The 19,854-nt window shown below is 60.2% G+C and carries 17 protein-coding genes; 8 read left to right on the top strand and 9 right to left on the bottom strand.

Annotated features, from left to right (window positions below):
* The first annotated feature begins 38 nt into the window (after nucleotides 1-38).
* The 6 genes from GVL50_RS12990 (at nucleotide 39) to GVL50_RS12965 (ending at nucleotide 6,194) form a co-directional block, all read left to right on the top strand.
* Complete coding sequence (locus tag GVL50_RS12990) at nucleotides 39-1,418, top strand: pitrilysin family protein (RefSeq protein WP_159813400.1); 1,380 nt, start codon at nucleotides 39-41, stop codon at nucleotides 1,416-1,418.
* Between the two features lie 184 nt (nucleotides 1,419-1,602).
* Nucleotides 1,603-2,631 (top strand): DUF5924 family protein, encoded by a 1,029-nt coding sequence (locus tag GVL50_RS12985; RefSeq protein ID WP_053125370.1) that lies wholly within the window; start codon nucleotides 1,603-1,605, stop codon nucleotides 2,629-2,631.
* Nucleotides 2,632-2,685: 54 nt separating this feature from the next.
* Entirely contained in the window at nucleotides 2,686-3,834 is a 1,149-nt protein-coding gene (locus GVL50_RS12980; RefSeq protein WP_053125372.1) for an ABC transporter permease, read from the top strand.
* Nucleotides 3,831-4,634, top strand: coding sequence for an ABC transporter ATP-binding protein (locus GVL50_RS12975; protein ID WP_053125373.1), 804 nt, complete (start codon nucleotides 3,831-3,833; stop codon nucleotides 4,632-4,634). The genes GVL50_RS12980 and GVL50_RS12975 overlap by 4 nt, the downstream gene beginning before the upstream one ends.
* A 1-nt stretch (nucleotide 4,635) precedes the next feature.
* Nucleotides 4,636-5,574 (top strand): MlaD family protein, encoded by a 939-nt coding sequence (locus GVL50_RS12970; protein WP_159813398.1) that lies wholly within the window; start codon nucleotides 4,636-4,638, stop codon nucleotides 5,572-5,574.
* On the top strand, nucleotides 5,571-6,194 hold the full coding sequence (locus GVL50_RS12965; protein WP_159813396.1) for an ABC-type transport auxiliary lipoprotein family protein: 624 nt from the start codon (nucleotides 5,571-5,573) through the stop codon (nucleotides 6,192-6,194). Before GVL50_RS12970 ends, GVL50_RS12965 begins: the two co-directional genes overlap by 4 nt.
* A gap of 120 nt (nucleotides 6,195-6,314) precedes the next feature.
* On the opposite strand, the gene GVL50_RS12960 is transcribed toward GVL50_RS12965, so the two are convergent.
* The 5 genes from GVL50_RS12960 to GVL50_RS12940 form a co-directional block, all read right to left on the bottom strand.
* Nucleotides 6,315-7,544, bottom strand: coding sequence for a nucleoside recognition domain-containing protein (locus GVL50_RS12960; RefSeq protein WP_159813394.1), 1,230 nt, complete (start codon nucleotides 7,542-7,544; stop codon nucleotides 6,315-6,317).
* A 214-nt stretch (nucleotides 7,545-7,758) separates the two neighbouring features.
* Nucleotides 7,759-9,090: a glutamate/aspartate:proton symporter GltP gene (gene gltP, locus GVL50_RS12955; protein ID WP_053125381.1), complete on the bottom strand. Its 1,332-nt coding sequence runs from the start codon at nucleotides 9,088-9,090 to the stop codon at nucleotides 7,759-7,761.
* Nucleotides 9,091-9,802: 712 nt separating this feature from the next.
* Nucleotides 9,803-10,267, bottom strand: coding sequence for an inhibitor of vertebrate lysozyme family protein (locus GVL50_RS12950; RefSeq protein WP_053125383.1), 465 nt, complete (start codon nucleotides 10,265-10,267; stop codon nucleotides 9,803-9,805).
* 2 nt (nucleotides 10,268-10,269) lie between these two features.
* Entirely contained in the window at nucleotides 10,270-10,434 is a 165-nt protein-coding gene (locus GVL50_RS12945; RefSeq protein ID WP_003177151.1) for a DUF1328 domain-containing protein, read from the bottom strand.
* Between the two features lie 78 nt (nucleotides 10,435-10,512).
* The gene (locus GVL50_RS12940; RefSeq protein WP_053125385.1) at nucleotides 10,513-10,800 is read right to left on the bottom strand and encodes a hypothetical protein; all 288 of its coding nucleotides are present in this window, start codon (nucleotides 10,798-10,800) and stop codon (nucleotides 10,513-10,515) included.
* Between the two features lie 430 nt (nucleotides 10,801-11,230).
* On the opposite strand from GVL50_RS12940, the gene algB reads away from it, so the two are divergent.
* Together algB and GVL50_RS12930 are read left to right on the top strand one after the other, a co-directional pair.
* Nucleotides 11,231-12,577, top strand: a complete 1,347-nt coding sequence (gene algB, locus GVL50_RS12935; protein ID WP_053125387.1) for a sigma-54-dependent response regulator transcription factor AlgB — start codon at nucleotides 11,231-11,233, stop codon at nucleotides 12,575-12,577.
* A 10-nt stretch (nucleotides 12,578-12,587) separates the two neighbouring features.
* The gene (locus GVL50_RS12930) at nucleotides 12,588-14,378 is read left to right on the top strand and encodes a KinB sensor domain-containing domain (protein WP_053125389.1); all 1,791 of its coding nucleotides are present in this window, start codon (nucleotides 12,588-12,590) and stop codon (nucleotides 14,376-14,378) included.
* On the opposite strand, the gene GVL50_RS12925 is transcribed toward GVL50_RS12930, so the two are convergent.
* The 4 genes from GVL50_RS12925 to GVL50_RS12910 form a co-directional block, all read right to left on the bottom strand.
* Nucleotides 14,375-15,988 carry an EAL domain-containing protein gene (locus GVL50_RS12925; protein WP_159813393.1) on the bottom strand — a complete coding sequence of 538 codons (1,614 nt, stop codon included), beginning with the start codon at nucleotides 15,986-15,988 and terminating at the stop codon, nucleotides 14,375-14,377. The genes GVL50_RS12930 and GVL50_RS12925 overlap by 4 nt on opposite strands.
* Nucleotides 15,989-16,063: 75 nt before the next feature.
* Nucleotides 16,064-16,846, bottom strand: a complete 783-nt coding sequence (locus GVL50_RS12920) for an N-acetylmuramoyl-L-alanine amidase (RefSeq protein WP_159813391.1) — start codon at nucleotides 16,844-16,846, stop codon at nucleotides 16,064-16,066.
* A 101-nt stretch (nucleotides 16,847-16,947) separates the two neighbouring features.
* On the bottom strand, nucleotides 16,948-18,972 hold the full coding sequence (locus GVL50_RS12915; protein ID WP_159813389.1) for a GGDEF domain-containing protein: 2,025 nt from the start codon (nucleotides 18,970-18,972) through the stop codon (nucleotides 16,948-16,950).
* Nucleotides 18,969-19,847, bottom strand: a complete 879-nt coding sequence (locus GVL50_RS12910; RefSeq protein ID WP_159813387.1) for an endonuclease/exonuclease/phosphatase family protein — start codon at nucleotides 19,845-19,847, stop codon at nucleotides 18,969-18,971. The genes GVL50_RS12915 and GVL50_RS12910 overlap by 4 nt, the downstream gene beginning before the upstream one ends.
* Nucleotides 19,848-19,854: the final 7 nt, after the last annotated feature.

Below are 19,854 nucleotides of genomic sequence, written 5' to 3'. Positions count from 1 at the left end.
CGACACGGATCTCCAAATCAGCCGTATGGAAGCCTGTTATGCGTTGCCTGTTGTTCGCCTGTCTGTTGCTCGGTTCCCTGCCCGCCTTCGCCCTGGATCGCTTTCAGGTCGAAGGCTATGCGCTGCCCAACGGTTTGCAGTTGCTGCTCAAACCCGGCACCGAACGCGGGCATGTGGCGATCCGCTTGGTGGTCGGCGTCGGCCTCGATGATTTCGATTGCGACGACAAAGAGCTGCCGCACCTGCTCGAGCATCTGCTGTTCAGCGGCATCGACGCCACGGGCGAAGGTGGTTTAGAGGAACGCATGCAGGCACTGGGCGGTGACTGGAACGCCTTTACCAGCAACGCCGACACCACGTTCGTCATCGAAGCCCCGGCGAAAAACCAGCGCAAGGTGCTCGACCTGCTGCTCGATCTGCTCACGCAAACACGCATCGACGAAAACGCGATCAACGCCGCCAAACGCGTGGTCGAGCGCGAGGACGGCGGCCATTACACGCGTCTGCAACGCTTCCTCGATCGCCAGGATCTCGGCCACACCGCGAGCAATCAGCTCGCCGTCGAACTGGGTCTGAAATGCCCGCAACGCGCCGAGGTCGGCCACCTGACCCAAGAGCAACTGGAGAAGGTGCGCAAAGCCTGGTACGCGCCAAACAACATGACCCTGATCGTCGTCGGTGAACTCGACAAACTGCTGCCGGCCTATCTCGAACGCGCCTGGGGCGCACTCGAAGCGGTTGAGCCGAGCGAGCATCGACCGCTGCCGGACATCCGCACCAGCGCCGCCCATGAACGCACCCTCACCCGTGGCTTTATCGGCGACAGCGCCAAGCTGCACTGGCTGGTGCCGGAACCGGTGATTGACGATCAGTACGACGAGACGTTCGACATCCTCAAGGATTATCTGGACTGGGCGCTGTACCGGCAGATCCGCCTCAACCACGGTTTGTCGTACGGGCCGTGGGCTGAGCGCGAAGTGTTTGGTGGTGTCGGCTTCATGAGCCTGAACGCCGATCTGGATCGCGATGACGTCGACGAAGCCATCCAGGTGCTCGAAGACCTCAAGGCCGACCTGCTGAAAAACGGTCTCGACCCGGCGACTTTTGCCCGCATCAAACAGGCATCCATCGCCCATCAGGCGTGGGCAGTGCAGGGTAATAGCGCGATGGCGGATTATTACTGGAGTGCCCTGAGCGATTACGAGGACGGCCGCTTCGCCAACCCGGCGCGCGAGCTGCAAGGGGTGACGCTGGAAGCGGCGAACAAAGCCATGCGCGAGTTGCTGTTGCAGCCGGGGTATTTGCGGATTGAAAAGCCGTTGATCAGTGATGATCAGGTGTTGTGGTTGAGTGCGGGTGGAATCGGTGTGTTGATGCTGATTCTGATCGGCTGGCGTTTGCATCGTAAGCGGGGTTGAAGATCAAAAGATCGCAGCCTTCGGCAGCTCCTACAGGGGGTTGCATTCCAAATGTAGGAGCTGCCGAAGGCTGCGATCTTTTGAGGCCCTGAAATACACCGAATAAGTGACCGGCAGCCTCGCCACAGCGCCCGGCGGGCGCTACTCTGTCGAGGATTTTTCCTACAGCGTTGTGAACCCCGACATGCCGAAAATACAGCTCCTGATCCAGCGCATTCTCGAACTGATGAAGCGCTATCCCGGGGTCATTGCGCTCGGTGGTTTCATCTCCGGGGTCGGCAGTTTCATCATGGTCGATCGTCAGCAAGGGCTGGCGAGCTGGATCACGGTGATCATGCTGCTCAGCTGGATCTGGCTGATGCTGGAAAACACCCTCACCGGCCTGTTCACCCGCATCTTCAAACGGGAAATTCCCCAGCCGTTGCTGCGTTACGCGACGCAGATGATTCACCAGGAAAGCCTGTTTTTCGTCCTGCCGTTCTTCTTCATCACCACGACGTGGAACAGCGGTCAACTGGTTTTCACCGGCCTGCTCAGCGTCGCGGCACTGATCTCCATCGTCGATCCTCTCTATTACAAATGGCTGGCGCCACGGCGCTGGGCGTTCCTCGCGTTGCACACCCTGACCCTGTTCGCCGCCCTGCTCACCGCATTGCCGGTGATCATGCATTTGACCACCTCGCAGAGTTTCAAGTGGGCGCTGGGCATTGCCGTGCTGTTGTCGTTCCCGAGCCTGGCGTCGATCTTCCCGATCCGCACGGTGCGCAACGCGCTGGCGATTCTGTGCATCACCGTCGGCATCGGCGGCGTCGGTTGGGTGTTGCGTTCGTGGGTACCGCCGGCGACTTTGTGGATGACCGACGTGGCGATCAGCACGCAATTGCAGGATCGCACCCCCGGCGCCAGCCTCGACACGGTCAGCGCCGAGCAGATTCGTGGCGATGGCCTCTACGCCTACACCGCGATCAACGCGCCACGCGGGCTCGATGAGCGGATTTATCACGTCTGGCAGTTCAACGGCAAAGAGGTCGATCGCATCCCGCTCGACATCCACGGCGGGCGCAAGGAAGGCTACCGGGCGTGGACGCACAAGCAGAATTTCCCCGGCAACCCGGCGGGCAAATGGCAGGTGCGGGTGCTGACCGAGGATGGCCAGGTGATCGGCGTGCTGCGCTTCGAAATCACCGACAGCACAGCCATCAAAGAAAAGTAGTCAGGTTCGTGCTATTACCTATCCCAGCGTAATCAGCCGAAAAGCACGGAGCTTATGACCAGCAGTTCGATCAGCGGCAATGCCCAACTGGACACGTCGATCAGCCCTGCCCGCCTGCGCGTGACCGGGGACTGGACGCTTGCCCATTACGCCGAGCTCAAGACCCTCAGCGAAAAGCTCCACGGCCAATACGACGCCAACACCCCGATTGACCTCAACAGCCTCGGCGCCCTCGATACCGCTGGCGCTTCGCTGCTGGTCGAACTGCTCGGCTCCGAGCGCCTCGGTAAATCTGCCGAGCACCCTGATTGCACGATTTCCACCGCCGATCGCGCGTTGCTGCAAACCGTGTATCGCTCGATGACTGATTTCTGCGTGCCGATCAAGGAAGCGGAAATCAGCGTCAGCGTGCAATTGCTCACACGCATTGGTCGTGCGGTCGATACGGTCTGGCAGGACACCCTGCAACTGCTCGGCTTCGTCGGCCTGATTCTGGAAACCATCGCTCGCAACCTGTTCCGGCCCAAGCGCTGGCGCATTACGCCAATGATTGCGCACATCGAACAGACCGGCCTCGACGCCGCACCGATCGTGGCGTTGCTGACCTTTCTGGTCGGCGCGGTGGTGGCGTTCCTCGGCGCGACGGTGCTGGCCAGTTTCGGCGCGACGATTTTTACCGTGGATCTGGTCGGTTTCTCGTTCCTGCGTGAATTCGGCGTGCTGCTCACCGCGATCCTGATGGCCGGGCGCACTGCCAGTGCCTTCACCGCGCAGATCGGCTCGATGAAGGCCAACGAAGAAATCGACGCGATCCGCACCCTCGGCCTCGACCCGATGGAGCTGCTGGTGGTGCCGCGCGTGCTGGCGATGCTGGTGGCACTGCCGATGTTGACCTTTCTGGCGATGCTCTGCGGGATCATCGGCGGCGGCGTGGTGTGCGCGGTGTCGCTGGATATCTCGCCGGCGATGTTCCTGACGCTGTTGCAGTCGGACATCGGCGTGCAGCACTTTCTGGTCGGCTTGGTAAAAGCGCCGATCTTCGCCTTCATCATTGCAGCGATTGGTTGCCTGGAAGGCTTCAAGGTCAGCGGCAGCGCCGAGTCGGTCGGCGCGCACACGACGTCTGCCGTGGTGCAGTCGATTTTCGTGGTGATCGTGCTCGACGCGGTGGCCGCACTGTTCTTCATGGAGATGGGCTGGTGAGTCGTCTACCCCGCGCGCCCTCGGAGGCGGTGATCGAAGTCCGTGGCCTGTGCAATCGCTTCGGCAGCCAGAGCGTGCATGAGAACCTCGATCTGGATTTGTACAAAGGCGAAATCCTCGCCGTGGTCGGCGGTTCCGGCAGCGGCAAATCGGTGTTGTTGCGCAGCATTGTCGGTTTGCGTCGGCCCAGCGAAGGTATCGTCAAAGTGTTCGGTAAGAACCTGCCGAGTCTGTCGGAGCACGAGCGTTCGATGGTTGAACGACGCTTTGGTGTGCTGTTCCAGAAAGGCGCGCTGTTTTCCTCGCTGACGGTGACCGAGAACGTCGCCCTGCCCCTCATTGAACACGCCGGCCTCAGCCGTAACGACGCCGAACATTTGGCCGCCGTGAAGCTGGCGCTGGCCGGGTTGCCATTGTCGGCAGCGGATAAATATCCTTCGTCGCTGTCCGGCGGCATGATCAAGCGCGCCGCTCTGGCCCGGGCCTTGGCGCTGGATCCGGACATTCTGTTTCTCGATGAGCCCACCGCCGGCCTTGATCCGATTGGCGCGGCGCAATTCGACCAATTGATCCTGACCCTGCGCGATGCGCTCGGTCTCAGCGTGTTTCTGGTGACCCACGACCTCGACACGCTCTACACCATCACCGATCGCGTGGCGGTGCTGGCGCAGAAGAAAGTGCTGGTCGCCGGCCCGATCGACGTCGTTTCGGAGACCGACGACGCCTGGATTCACGAATACTTCCACGGCCCGCGCGGCCGCTCGGCGCTGGACGCCGCCAAATTGCTCAACGAGGTCTGACATGGAAACCCGAGCGCATCATGTGTTGATCGGCCTGTTCACCGTGATTGTGGTGGCAGGCGCCCTGCTCTTCGGTCTGTTCCTGGCCAAGTCCAGCGTCGACACCGAGTTCAAGGATTACGAAATCGTCTTCAACGAGGCGGTCAGCGGTTTGTCCAAGGGCAGCTCGGTGCAGTACAGCGGGATCAAGGTCGGCGACGTGATCAGCCTGCGCCTCGATCCGCAGGATCCACGCCGGGTGCTGGCGCGAATTCGTCTGGCCGGTGACACCCCGGTCAAAGAAGACACCCAGGCGAAACTGGCGCTGGCCGGGATCACTGGCACGTCGATCATCCAGCTCAGCGGTGGCACGCCGCAGAGCGCGAAACTGCGTGGGCATGACGGTAAGCTGCCGCTGATCGTCGCGTCGCCCTCGCCTATTTCGCGCTTGCTCAATGACTCCAACGATTTGATGACCGGCATCAGCGCGCTGCTGCAGAACGCCAATCAGATGTTCTCCCCCGACAACGTCGAACGCGTCAGCAAGACCCTCGCCCATCTGGAGCAAACCACCGGCACCATCAACGACCAACGCGGTGACATCAAGCAAGCCATGCAGCAACTGGCGACGGTCGGCAAACAGGCCGGCAGCATGCTCGAACAGACGTCGCTGCTGATGCGCAACGCCAACGGCTTGCTCAACGATCAGGGCAAACAAGCGCTGGGCAGCGCCGAGCAGGCGATGAAATCGCTGGAGCAAAGCACGACGACGATCAGCGCCCTGCTCAACAAAAACGAAAACTCCCTCGACAACGGCATGCAGGGCCTCAATGGCCTGGCCCCGGCGATCCGCGAACTGCGTGAGACGCTGACCTCGCTGCGCGCCATCTCGCAACGGCTTGAGGCCAACCCCAGCGGCTATTTGCTGGGCCGTGACAAGAACAAGGAATTCACGCCATGAAGCTGACTCGCCTCGCCCTCCTCGTTGGCTTCACCTTGATCAGTGCGTGCTCGATCCTGCCCAAGTCCGAACCGTCGGATGTGTACCGCTTGCCAGCCGCACAGGCGCCCGCCTCGACCCGTTCGGCGGCGGCTCAGACCTGGTCGTTACGCTTGAATAAATTGCAGTCCAGCGAAGCCCTGAACCGCTCGAACATCGCGGTGATTCCGCAGGGCGATATGATCAGCAGTTACAAGGCTTCGCGCTGGAGCGATCCGGCGCCGGTACTGGTGCGTAATCGCTTGCTCGACGGCTTTCAGCGTGATGGACGGGTGACGTTGCTGAGCACAGATGACAGCAACTTTGCTGCAGATCTGGAATTGGGCGGGAGTTTGCAGGCGTTTCAGACCGAGTATCAGGGCACGCAGGCCAGCGTTGTGGTGCGGGTCGATGCGTTGCTGGTGCGCGGTTATGACCAGCGGATTCTCGCCAGTCGCCGCTTTGAAGAGCGCCAGCCGCTGAGTGATGTGCAGGTGCCGGCGGTGGTCGCCGGTTTTGGCCAGGCCAGTGATCGCTTGACCGCGAAAGTCGTGGCCTGGGCCGTCGACCAAGGCCAGAAACTCGCGCCCCCAAAACCCTAAGCCCAACACACAAACCTTGTGGGAGCGAGCTTGCTCGCGAATGCGGTGGGTCATTCAGCGATGATGTTGACTGACCGGACGCATTCGCGAGCAAGCTCGCTCCCACAATGGGATTAGTGGTTAGCCGAAGAACCAGTAGCAGACGAAGATCGCGCCGACCACGCCGGCAAACTCCGCCAGCAACGCACACCCCACCGCATGCCTTGCCCGCTGGATCCCCACCGCGCCGAAATACACCGCCAACACATAGAACGTCGTTTCAGTACTGCCCTGAATCGTCGCCGCGACCAACGCCGGGAAGCTGTCGACGCCCGAGGTTTTCATCGTCTCGATCAACATCGCCCGCGCCGCACTGCCGGAGAACGGTTTGACCATCGCCGTCGGCAGCGCATCGACAAACCGCGTGTCCCAACCGGCCCATTCGACCAGATGGCGAATACCGTCCAGACCAAAGTCCAGCGCCCCGGAAGCGCGCAGCACGCCCACCGCACACAGCATCGCCACCAGATACGGCAGCAGATTCTTCGCAACGTCGAAACCTTCTTTGGCGCCTTCAACGAACGCTTCGTAAACCTTCACTTTCCTCAACGCGCCGATGATCAGAAACAACATGATCAATCCGAACAGCGTGAGATTGCCGAGGATCGACGACAATCCCGCCAACGCCGTCGCCGACAGCGTGCCCAGCAGCGCCATAAAGCCACCGAGAACCAGCGCGCCGGGAATCAGATAAGCCAACACCACCGGATCCCAGATCCGCAGGCGCTGCATAAACGCTACCGAGAGGAAGCCGACAATCGTCGAGCAACTGGTCGCCAGCAGGATCGGCAGGAACACCAGCGTCGGATCCGGCGCGCCTTGCTGGGCGCGGTACATGAAGATCGTTACCGGCAGTAGGGTCAGGGAGGAGGCGTTGAGCACCAGGAAGAGGATTTGCGCGTTACTGGCGATGGTCGCGCTGGGATTGAGCTCCTGCAGCGCCTTCATGGCTTTCAGGCCGATGGGCGTGGCGGCGTTGTCGAGGCCCAGACCGTTGGCGGCGAAGTTCAGGGTGATCAGGCCAAGGGCAGGGTGACCGGCCGGGACTTCCGGCATCAGCCGCAGGAACAGCGGGCCGAGGACTTTCGCCAACCAGTCGACGATTCCGGCCTTTTCGGCGATGCGCAGGAAACCCAGCCACAGGGTGAGGGTGCCGAACAGCAGCACCATGACTTCGACCGAGAGCTTGGCCATGGCGAAAATGCTCTCCACCATCGCCGCAAAGATCCCGGCGTTGCCGCCAATCAGCCATTGCGCCAGCGCCGACACGGCTGCCACGATGAAGAAGCCAAGCCACAGGCCATTAAGCATCAGTCAAATCCCCCGAAGAATGCCGCGAATGATAACGGGGTGGCCAGAAACGACAAACCCCGGATTTCTCCGGGGTTCGTCTGGATCTGCCGCCCCCAATTTACCGGGCGACCTCAATCTCCTGTAGGAGCTGCCGAAGGCTGCGATCTGTTGATCTTGCCTTTAAAAACAGAATCAAAAGATCGCAGCCTGCGGCAGCTCCTACAGGGGTGTGTCAGTTCTTCGAGATTTCGCCTGCTGGCAGTTTGGTCTTGGTGCGCCAGTGTGGCAGGGAGTTCCAGTAGCGCTCGCCCTTGGCGTCGTCGTACATGCCTTCCCAGCGCGAGATAACCAGCACGGCCAGCGCGTTACCGATCACGTTCAGCGCGGTACGGGCCATGTCCATGACGCGGTCGACACCGGCGATGAACGCCAGGCCTTCCAGCGGAATACCGACGCTGCCCAGGGTAGCCAGCAGTACCACGAAGGACACGCCCGGAACACCGGCGATGCCTTTGGAGGTGACCATCAGGGTCAGCACCAGCAACAGTTGCTGGCTGATCGACAAGTCGATGCCGTACAGCTGCGCGATGAAGATTGCCGCGATCGACTGATACAGAGTCGAACCGTCGAGGTTGAACGAGTAACCGGTCGGTACCACGAAGCTGCAGATGGCTTTCGGTGCGCCGTAGGCTTCCATCTTCTCGATCACGCGTGGCAGCACGGTTTCCGAGGAAGCGGTGGAGTAGGCCAGCACCAGCTCATCCTTGAAGATGCGCATCAGCTTGAACACCGAGAAACCGAACATTTTGGCGATCAGGCCCAACACCACGAAGGCGAAGAAAGCGATGGCGAAGTAAACCAGGATCACCAGTTTCGCCAGCGGCACCAGCGAGGCGAAACCGAAGTTGGCCACGGTCACCGCGATCAGAGCGAATACGCCGATTGGCGCATAGTTCATGATCATGTGGGTGACTTTGAACATGCTTTCCGAAACGCCCTGGAACATCTTCACCAGCGGCTCGCGCAGATCCGACTGCAGGCTCGACAGACCGAGACCGAACAGCACGGAGAAGAAGATGATCGGCAGCATTTCGCCGCGAGCCATGGCCGCGAAGATGTTCGACGGGATCAGGTTAAGGATGGTCTCGATGAACGCGTGTTCATGCTGTACCTCGGCGGCAGTCGCCTGGTACTTGGAGATATCCACTGTGCCCAGCGTGCTCATGTCGATGCCGGCACCCGGATGGAACACGTTGGCCAACAGCAAGCCGACAACGATCGCGATGGTCGTGACGATTTCGAAGTAGATGATGGTTTTCAGGCCGATACGCCCGAGTTTCTTGGCGTCGCCCACGCCAGCAATGCCGACGATCAGGGAAGAGATGACGATCGGAATCACGATCATCTTGATCAGACGGATAAAGATATCGCCTGCCGGTTGCAAGACATTGCTGATCCACCAGGCCTTTTCGGCACTGAAGTGGTTGAGCAACGCCCCAATTGCAATCCCCAAAACCAGACCGATGAGGATCTGCCAGGCGAGGCTGAGTTTTGCCTTCTTCATTATCTTTACCCTTACTTGCGTTTGACTCAGGCACATGCAGGAACTGGAACGCTTTTTAGCGGAAAAGTCTGTGCATCTGCCTCCGTATAAGGTGCCCCGAAGCGCGTATTCACGGCTCTCCGGCAGGCGAAAAAAGGCGCAACTATTCCGATGCAAGGTTGCGCCGTCTAATGCCGTAAACGCCTACCCTATGCCGAATCGGCATGAGCTTTTTTAAATGAAACTGGCGTCCCAACCGGTTCGATTGCGACATTTCGGCCGGCATAACTGCCGTGAACCGGCCATCACAGCCTGGGTTGGTGGTTTTTTAATCAGGAAAAATCGACAGAAATTTGAGGAAAAAGCCTACGCAGGAAGACTAGAAGTCCTCTTGAATAGAGGTCTTCTTTCTCGATATACGGTCGCCCGGAAACACCGCGTAATGTTTTCGCGCACAGTCTGGTCGCAAAAAAGCATGAGCAGGTCGCTCTGGATCAATGTTTTGATGGTTTTTTGCTGAGGATGAAGCTCAGCGCAAGTCCGTCGAACCACTGGGGGTTGGCGAACCTGCGTCGCAGCTTTGACGTGCCCTGACCCGGCCCTCTCGCAGGCACTCCCTGTACCCGTAGGTCACTCCGACCCTGTAACAGTCAGAACGTCCCGGCCCCTTGGTCATGCGCCGAGCCTCCTCGGCTCGGTGCAAAGGAAGGCAGCAGGGCTGCTGCCTTCATGTTCAATACCAGTTCGGATCTTTCTTCAGGGTTTCCATCAGCAGATCCTGCATGCCTTGATCGGGTTTGCCGAGGAAGCGGTAAGTGGCATGTCGCGTGGGCGACTTGTCGGCCGGCAGTCCTTCAGGCACATCGACGAGCATGGCGTATGCATCTTTCTTGTCGAAACTGAACGCGACGATCAAGCGGTGGTTCAGGCACTTGTCCTGCGATTCGCAGAGCGGCCCGACCAGGTACTTGTCGCCATCTTCGGTGACGGCATTCATCTGTTGGTCAGGTGTACCGGAGAGGTTCATCACCCATTCCGGCAGGCGCTCTTCCTTCTTCACCACGCCTTCCCACGTTTCCCGATACTGCGGGTCGGAACTGAGCAGTTCGTTGACCCGCGTCTGGCCGTCGTTGGCCGCCATCGCCATGGCACTACCGCCCAGAAGCAGGGCGGCTGCCAATGCTTTTAAAGCATTCATCGTTAACCTCGACCGCGACGGCCAAAGAAGAAGGAAGCGATGAACATCACCAGGAACACGACAAAGAGAATCTTGGCGATACCCGTGGCGGTGCCCGCGATACCACCGAAGCCCAGTACTGCAGCGATGATGGCAATGATCAAGAATGTAATTGCCCAGCTCAACATGGTGATTCTCCTTACTTCTCTATTTAGGGGTGTGGCGTGTTCCGGCGCTGCGCGCCCGAATTTGTAAAATCAGATCGATCAGAAAACCCAGCGCTCTTCGCGTGGCAGCTGATCCAGTGGCTCCGCCTGGTCGACCGACATCATGCGCATCGGCGCGCTGTCTTCCTGCGCGCTGCTGACAGCGCTGAAATGGCTCTGTGTCGCGTGCTGCATCGAGATCAGCGGTGCCTCTGGCTGCTGGGCGTTTTCCCAGCGCAGGTATTGCTGGCAAGCGATCAGGGTGATCAGCAGCGCAAGTACGCCAAACAGACCTTGCTGGATATGCAGTGGCGAGATACGCACTTGGGCGGCACGTTGGCGAGTCATCCTGGGTTCCTCACTCTCTTATTCGGTTAGGGCAGTTCTGATCTGCCCGGGCTGATAGAGATATTGCAGACTGCATGCCAGTTTTTTAGTTGATTAAAAAACCAATAAAAACAATAGGTTGCGATCGATCTGAAAATCTTTCGCGACGCATCCTGCACGATGGCTCTTCCACGGTCGTGCAAACCGCACGATTATTTCGTAGGAGAATTCATTCTTATGGAATTGAGTTGAGGTCTTGGATGTCAGAAAAGGACGCAGGGAATCCCCTGCAAATCGCTGTTTGTTTAAAAAATCAACAAAATCAACGTATTGGCCCTGAAGGCTGGAGAGAGCTACCCTCCTATGGCTCGCATCGTTCAGAATCAACCATGCAACTTGCCCGATTTTTCCGGGACTAACCCAAGACCAATCTTTATGGAGCGTAGGAAAAATGGAATCTGCCACTGAGCAACAAGGCCGCATTCTGCTGGTGGACGATGAATCCGCCATCCTGCGAACCTTCCGTTATTGCCTCGAAGACGAAGGCTATACGGTGGCCACGGCCAACAGCGCCGCTCAGGCCGACGCGCTGCTGCAACGCCAGGTCTTCGACCTGTGCTTCCTCGATTTGCGTCTGGGTGAAGACAACGGTCTCGACGTTCTCGCGCAAATGCGCATTCAGGCGCCGTGGATGCGCGTGGTGATCGTCACCGCGCATTCTGCTGTTGATACCGCTGTGGACGCGATCCAGGCCGGTGCTGCCGACTATCTGGTCAAACCGTGCAGCCCTGATCAATTGCGTCTGGCCACCGCCAAACAACTGGAAGTGCGCCAACTGTCGGCCCGCCTCGAAGCCCTCGAAGGCGAGATCCGCAAGCCGAAGGACGGGCTCGATTCCCACAGCCCGGCGATGAAAGTCGTACTGGAAACTGCACGCCAGGTCGCGGGCACCGACGCCAACATTCTTATTCTCGGCGAGTCCGGCACCGGTAAAGGTGAACTGGCCCGCGCCATTCACGGCTGGAGCAAACGCGAGAAGAAATCCTGCGTCACCATCAACTGCCCATCGCTGACCGCGGAATTGATGGAAAGCGAGCTGTTCGGTCACAGTCGCGGCGCGTTTACCGGTGCCAGTGAAAGCACGCTGGGTCGCGTCAATCAAGCTGACGGCGGCACGCTGTTTCTCGACGAGATCGGCGATTTTCCCCTGACGTTGCAACCCAAGTTGCTACGTTTTATTCAAGACAAGGAATACGAGCGGGTAGGGGATCCGGTCACCCGTCGCGCCGATGTGCGAATTCTCGCGGCGACCAACCTCAATCTGGAAGACATGGTGCGCGACGGTCGCTTCCGTGAAGACCTGCTCTATCGCCTCAACGTCATCACCCTGCATTTGCCGCCGCTGCGTGAGCGCGCCGAGGACATCCTGACCCTCGCCGATCGCTTTCTGGCGCGCTTCGTTAAAGAGTACGCGCGTCCTGCACGCGGTTTCAGCGACGAGGCCCGTGAAGCACTGCTGGGTTATCGCTGGCCGGGCAACATTCGTGAACTGCGCAACGTGGTCGAGCGGGCGAGCATCATCTGCCCGCAGGAGCGCGTGGAAATCAGCCACCTCGGCATGGCCGAGCAACCGGCCAACAATGCACCACGGGTTGGCGCCGCGCTGAGTCTGGATGAGTTGGAAAAAGCCCACATCGGCGCGGTTCTCGCCACCGCCGGCACCTTGGATCAAGCAGCGAAAACCCTCGGCATCGACGCCTCGACCCTGTATCGCAAGCGCAAGCAGTACAACCTGTGAGTGCCGGGCGATGAAACTGGCGATGAAGTTGCGCACACGGTTGTTCCTGAGCATTTCCGCCTTGATCACCGTGGCGTTGCTCGGGCTTCTGCTCGGGCTGGTCAGCGTGATGCAGATGGCCGGCTCGCAGGAAGCGCTGTTGCGCAACAACTTCGTCACCCTTGATCTGGGCCTGAAGATGCGGCAAACGCTGGGTGATCAACTGATCCTCATGTTGGCCGAAAAGCCGGATGACGCCGCGTTCGAAGCGTCCAAACAGCATTACTTCGAGCTGCTCGATGAAGGCATCGCCCAGGAACGCGGTGATGATGATCGCCAGTACGGCTTCAGCCAGGCCAAAGCGGATTACATAAGTTTTCTGCAGGCGTTTGACCTGTCCCGTGACCCGGCGACCGCGTTGAGCAGCAATGCCAACTTCAGGGAACGCTTCAATGCGCTGCGCAACGGTTTGATCACCGAGCACAAGCATGCGCTGGACAACATTAATGCCGTGCAACACGCCGCCCGCGAACGGGCGTTGCTGGTTGCCGGCCTGCTGGGGCTGGTCGGGCTGGCGGTGTTGATCATCGGTTTCGTCACCGCTCACGGCATTGCGCGACGCTTCGGCGCGCCGATCGAGGTGTTGGCGAAAGCTGCCGACAACATCGGGCAGGGCAACTTCGAAGTAACCCTGCCGATTTCCTCAGCGATGGAAGTGAACCTGTTGTCCCGGCGTTTCGGGCTGATGGCCGAAGCACTGCGCGAGCACCAAGCGACCAACGTCGACGAATTGCTCGCCGGTCAGCAACGTTTACAGGCCGTGCTCGACAGCATCGACGACGGCTTGTTGATGATCGACCGCCAAGGCCATCTGGAACACCTCAACCCGGTGGCGCAGCGCCAATTGGGCTGGGAGGACGATCGTCTCGGCCAAGGCCTCGGCACCGCGCTCGGAAGGCCTGAGCTGGACGCTCAGCTGCAACTGGTGCTGCGTGGCGGCACGCTTGAGCGCGCACCGGAAGATTTGAGTATCGAGGTCGATGGCGAATCGCGTCTGCTGACGTACAGCCTGACACCGGTCAGCCACACCCAAGGGCATATCCTCGGCGCGGTGATGGTGCTGCACGACGTCACCGAGCAGCGTGCGTTCGAACGAGTGCGCAGTGAGTTCGTCTTGCGTGCTTCCCACGAATTGCGCACGCCGGTCACCGGCATGCACATGGCGTTCGGCCTGTTCCGCGAACGGGCGAAATTTCCGCCGGAGTCGCGCGAGGCTGATCTGCTCGACACCGTGAACGAAGAAATGCAGCGCCTGATGCAGTTGATCAACGACTTGCTCAACTTTTCGCGCTACCAGAACGGTTTGCAGAAACTCACGCTGGCACCGTGCTCCATCGAAGATTTGCTCGAGCAAGCGCAGCTGCGGTTCGCCGATTCAGCGGCGGCGAAGGGCATTGCCCTCAATGTCGAGTTGCAAGGCCCGTTGCCGCGTTTGCAAGCCGATCAGGCGCAACTCGATCGCGTGCTCGACAATCTGATCGACAACGCCTTGCGCCATACCGCGCGCGACGGCCAGATTCGTTTGCAGGCCCGTCGACATGGCGAGCGGGTGATCATCAGCGTCGAAGACAACGGCGAAGGGATTGCCTACGGCCAGCAGGGGCGAATCTTCGAACCGTTCGTGCAGGTCGGGCGCAAGAAGGGCGGCGCCGGGCTTGGTCTGGCGCTGTGCAAGGAAATCGTGCAGTTGCATGGCGGGCGCATGGGCGTGTATTCGCGGCCGGGGCAGGGCACGCAGTTCTACATGGCGTTGGCAGTCTAGGCTTCGTCATCCATTCGGCGGCCAGCGAGTCGTCGGCCTCGGGTGATCAGTTCGATAAACTGCACCGCGCTCAAGGCATGGGCGAACAGCCAGCCCTGACCAAATTTCACCCCTTCGCTGCTGAGCAACTCGGCTTGCGATTCTAGCTCGATGCCTTCGGCAATCACCTTCAGATCCAGCGCCTGCGCCATGTGAATGATGTGCGGGGCAACGCCGCTGCTGGCGGCGTCATGGCCGAGCGCGTCGATAAAGGCTTTGTCGATTTTCAGGCAGTCCACCGGCAGGGTTTGCAGGTAGGCGAGGCTGCAATAGCCGGTGCCGAAATCGTCGATCAGCACTTGGTGGCCGACATCGCGCAGGGCTTGCAGGTTTTCCCGCGCCACCACCACATCGATCAATCCACGTTCAGTCACTTCGAAGGCAATCTGCCGCGCGGCCACCCGGTGCAGGGTCAGCAGGCGTGCCATGACCTGGCCGATGCGCGGCACCATCACGTCGCACGCTGCGAGGTTCACCGAGATATACAGCTGTGGGTTGGCGCGCAGGAGTTGACCGAGTTGCTCCAGCAAACGCTGGAGGACGAAGTCAGTCATCTGCCTGATCTGCCCAGTGTTCTCCGCCATCGGGATAAACAGGTCAGGGCTGGTCAGCGTGCCGTCCGGGCGCCGCCAACGCAGCAAGGCTTCAGCGCCGACGCAGTTGCGGCTGTCGAGGTCGAAGATCGGTTGATAGAGCACCTGCAACTCGCCGCGGCGAATCGCGCCGTGCAGCTCGGCGTCTATTGACTGACGCTGGCGCACCAACAAAAACACCAGGAACCCGGCCAGTGCGCCGAGCAAGAGGCAGGCTGGCACCATCCACCACCAGACGGCGGGAATATGCATGCCGCTGCGCGGCGAGATCAGCACCAATTGATATTCCGGGTTATCGGTGGGCATGCGGTAGACGAGGCGGGTTTGCGTGACTTGCAGTGCTTCGCGGTTTTTCGGTGGCCAGTGCTCGGTTGGCGGCCAGGCCTGCTCTGTGCCGAGTACCGGGATTGCCCGCGTGCCGTGATCGAGCACCACCAGCAGGCTGCTGCCGGGTGACAGGTCGACCATGTCGGTCAAATGTCCGCGCGAAGTGGCCACGCGAAAATTACCGCGACCCAGCATCAGTGCGGCGCGGTTTTCATCGGGTTCGGTGGTGGTGTTCAGCCAATAGCTGTAGGTCGGGCCTTTGATGTCGGGCTGGCGAGCAACCGTCAAACCTTCCTGACGCGGACGGTTGGAACAGGTTCGGTTGCCATCGCTGTAGGCGGCTTCATAGACGAAGCGATAGTTGAAGGTGACTTGCTGCAGGGTGGCAATCATGTCGCCGTCACAACTGCGCAACGGCTGTGCTTCGAGGTCGTCGAGACTTTCCCGCAACTGGCCGAACAATTGTTCGAGGCGGGCGAGGAAACGTTCGCCTTGCGCATTCATTTCGCGGCTTTCGCTTTGCTCAACCTGATGCATCGCAAAGAACATACCGCCGGCGATCAACAGGCTGGCACTGAGGACAGCCGCGATCGTCGCCAAAAACCAAGGGCGATAAAACCAGCTTCGCAGCGTCTCTCGGGTAGCAACCATATGGAATATCCGAAGAATTACCAATGAGTTATAGCTGCTGATTGCGATTTCGCCCTGACCGTCGGGCGGGCGTCATTATTTTGTCTGATTAAGTACCAGCAACAACGCCGCCGTTTGCGCATCCGGGGTGCCATCGAAGCGCGAAGGGCGATAGTGCATCTGGAACGCGGCGAGGACGTGACGGGTGGCGACGTCGAGTTCGCCGGTCTGCGGTGTGTCGTAACCAAGGTGCGCGAGTTGCCCCTGGAACCAGCTGATGCTCGGCAGTTCGCCGCTGTTGAACAGCGCCTGCTGGCGCGCCACCGCTTGTTCATTGGGCCACAGGCCCAGGCCTGCGTCAGCCAGACGTTTCCAAGGGAACAGCGGGCCCGGGTCGAGTTTGCGCAACGGCGCGATGTCGCTGTGGCCGATGATGTGGCGCGGGCTGATGCCGTTGCGTTTGCTGATGTCTTTGAGCAGGGCGATCAGCCCTTGGATCTGCGCTTCGCTGTACGGATACCAGAGGCGGCCGGTTGGCGTGTCTTTGAAGCCCGGGTTAACGATTTCGATGCCGATCGAGCTGGAGTTGAGCCAGGTGCGGCCCTGCCATTGGCTTTCGCCGGCGTGCCAGGCGCGCTGGTTTTCATCCATCAGCTTGTAGACGGTCGCGTTCTTGTCATCGCTGATCAGGTAATGGCTGCTGACTTCGCCGTGGGTCAGCAGTTGCAGCGAACGCTCCAGCGAAGCCGAGGTGTAATGGACGATCACGAATTGAATGCGGCTATCGTAATTGGCCGAAGGGTGGCTGGTGTCGTAACGCGGGGCGCTGGCACAACCGGCCAGAACGAGCAGCGACGCGAGGAGGGCAAAAAATTTCATGGCTGAGGGCAATACACGCAAGACAGTAATGCAACAGTGTAACGTACTGCCTTGCGTCTCGACGGTCAGCGGGCGGATTTAAACAAAATGGAACAAATTCCTCAGCCGAGCTCGACCCGATTGCGTCCTGCATTTTTCGCCCGGTACAGCGCCTGATCGGCTCTTTTCAGCACCAGATCGCTGTGTTCTCCGGCCTTGAACGATGCCAGTCCCATGGAAATGGTGATGGTCACGCGTTCGCCCTTGAAGTGGAACGGGCAGGCCTCGATCGCTGCGCGCAGTGTTTCCAACAGTTTTGCGCCGAGCGCTGGCGGCGTGGCCGGCAACAACAGCACAAACTCTTCACCGCCAAAACGCGCAATGAAATCTGAACCGCGCAGGCGTTTGCGCAACACGGTGGCGATGATTTTCAGCACCTTGTCGCCGGCCAAGTGGCCGTAGTTGTCGTTGATGCGCTTGAAGTGATCGAGATCGAGCATCGCCAGGCTCAGGGTGTTGCCGTGCTGCTGCCACTGCTTGATTTCATGCTCAAGGCGTTCGCTCCACGCGGCGCGGTTGGGCAGACCGGTGAGCGGGTCGATCAGGGCTTTCTGGCGTTGTTCTTCAAGGTGTTCGCGGAAGCCTTGGGCTTCCTGCTCCATGTGCGCCACGCGCTCGGACAGGCCTTTGAGCCGCGTCGCCACTTCCTGCTCGCGGGCGTCGCGCTGCTTCTGGTGCTGATCCATGGTGCCAAGCAGGCCTTCCAGATGATTCTCCAGCACTTGCTTGAGGTCATCCAGATCCGCCGCTTCTTGCACGCTGGTCTGCAAACCATCGACTTGCTCGCGAATTTGCGTGTCCATCGCCCGCGCCGCCGAGCTGTTATCGGCATGGCCGTCACTGGCGGCTTGCAGATTGCTCTGGAACGCTTCAAGGCGTTCGTTGAGTTGTTGCAGATAGGCTTCGAATTCGTGCTGGCCGCTGTCGGTGATCGCCAGCATCAAAGTCGCCAGATCATCGAGGATCGGTATCAGTTCGTACCAGTTCAGACCGTGCTTGAGCCGCTCGCGCATCGCCTCGGCTTGCGGGCGATGGCGTTCGGGCAGGGTCAGGTCGTCGAGCAGACCGATCAGGGTGTCTTCGATGTGTTTGGCCACGGAGCTGTAGGAAGGCTCCGGGGTGTCCGGCAGAGAAAAAAGAATGTCTTGCTCGGGTTGTTCCGGGTCGATCGCGGCCAGTGCCTGGGCGATGGGTTCGGGCAGCGGCAGGCTGTCGAGGATCAGCGGCGATGGATCGCTGTGGTGGATCAGTTCGTCGGGGTTGAAGGCAACGTGGGGGGCAGGGGCGGCAATGACCTGCGGTTCCGGCTCGACGGCGATGACTTCTGCTGGAGCGCTGACGGCTTCGCTGGCGACGGTTGGCGGTACGAAGGCGAAGACGTCCGGTTCTGCCTGAATCGCCGTAGCGGGTGTTTCAGTGATCGCAACGCAAGGGGCTTCCTGGATCGGAGGCGCAGCTTTTACCGGTTCAATGGTTGCGGCAGGCGCAATCGGCTCGGGTGCAGCGACCGGTTGAGCAGCCTGAACCGGCGCGGGCGCTTCTGGTGTCTGCGCTTCATCGCTGTCACGACCGCCAAACAGACGCTGCAACAATCCCGGTCGCTCAGGTTCGGCAGGCGCGTCCAACTGACTCAACGCCTTGCCCTGCAAACCACTAAGCTCACTCAGCAGCAGCGGCATTTCCCGCGCTGAACCGACGCGGCCATCCAGTTGCTTGGCGAATTTTTTCAGTGGTTGCGCGACTTCGCGAGGCAACGGCAAGGCTTGCAGTTGCGTCACCAGCGCTGTCAGCGCGGTGCTGACCTGATCGATGCGGGTTTCGCGGCGTTGCTCGGAGTCGAGCACGGCTTTTTCCAGGCGCGGTAGCAGGGCGGCGAGGCCGGCGTCCATGTCGTCGGTGCGCACCACGTCGCGCATCTCTTTCATGCACTGATCAACGACTTTGTCGGTGCCTTCGGCGGCCAATGTGCTGCGCACCAGCCCGCGACGCAGCAGGTCGAGCCTGGCGGCCCAGCGGCGTTCGAGTTTGTCCTGTTGTTCGATGCTTTTGAGGTATTTCTCTTTCCAGCGCTGGGCTTCGTCGCTCATTCAGGGGTTCCGCGAGGGTCAGGACTCAACGCGGGCAATGCATCAGCCGTGAGCGAGCCCGGCAGACGAATCTCTACCGCGACCGGCAGGTGATCGGAAATGGGATGCGCCAGCACTTCGACCTTTTCCAGGGTCAGGGTCGGGCTGAGCAAAATATGATCAAGGCAACGCTGAGGACGCCAGCTGGGGAATGTCGCTTCCACCTGCGGGGCCAGCAGGCCGAGATCGCGTAACGGAGAATGTTGCAGCAGATCGCTGGCGTGGGTGTTCATGTCGCCCATCAACACCTGGTGTTTGTAGCCACCGATCAGTTCACGAATATAGGCCAGTTGCAGGCTGCGGGTTCGCGCGCCAAGGGCCAGATGCATCATCACCACCACCAGCGCTTCCGGGCCTTCGCCGAAACGCAGCAGAATCGCGCCACGACCTTTCGGGCCGGGCAGCGGGTGATCTTCAATCGCCGACGGTTTCAGACGACTGAGCACGCCGTTGCTGTGCTGGGCCAGTCGGCCGAGATTACGATTGAGTTGTTGATACCAGTAAGGGAAGGCGCCGAGCTGGGCCAGGTGTTCGACCTGATTGACGTAGCCCGAACGCAGGCTGCCGCCATCGGCTTCCTGCAAGGCGACCAGATCGAAGTCGCCGAGCAGGTCGCCGATCTTTTGCAGATTGCCTGAGCGACCGTTGTGCGGCAGCAGGTGCTGCCAGCTACGGGTCAGGTAATGCCGATAGCGCTCGGTGCTGATGCCGACCTGGATATTGAAACTGAGCAGGCGCAGACGTTGGTCTGCGGGCAGGCCCGTGGACTCCAGGTGATGCTCGTTGACCTGCGGATCATGCAGGCCAACGATGCGTTCAGATTTCCAGCGGCGCATGGCGGGG

Source organism: Pseudomonas sp. 18058 (assembly GCF_902706155.1).
Classification (GTDB): domain Bacteria; phylum Pseudomonadota; class Gammaproteobacteria; order Pseudomonadales; family Pseudomonadaceae; genus Aquipseudomonas; species Aquipseudomonas rustica.
This window is presented reverse-complemented; position numbering and strand designations above follow the sequence as displayed.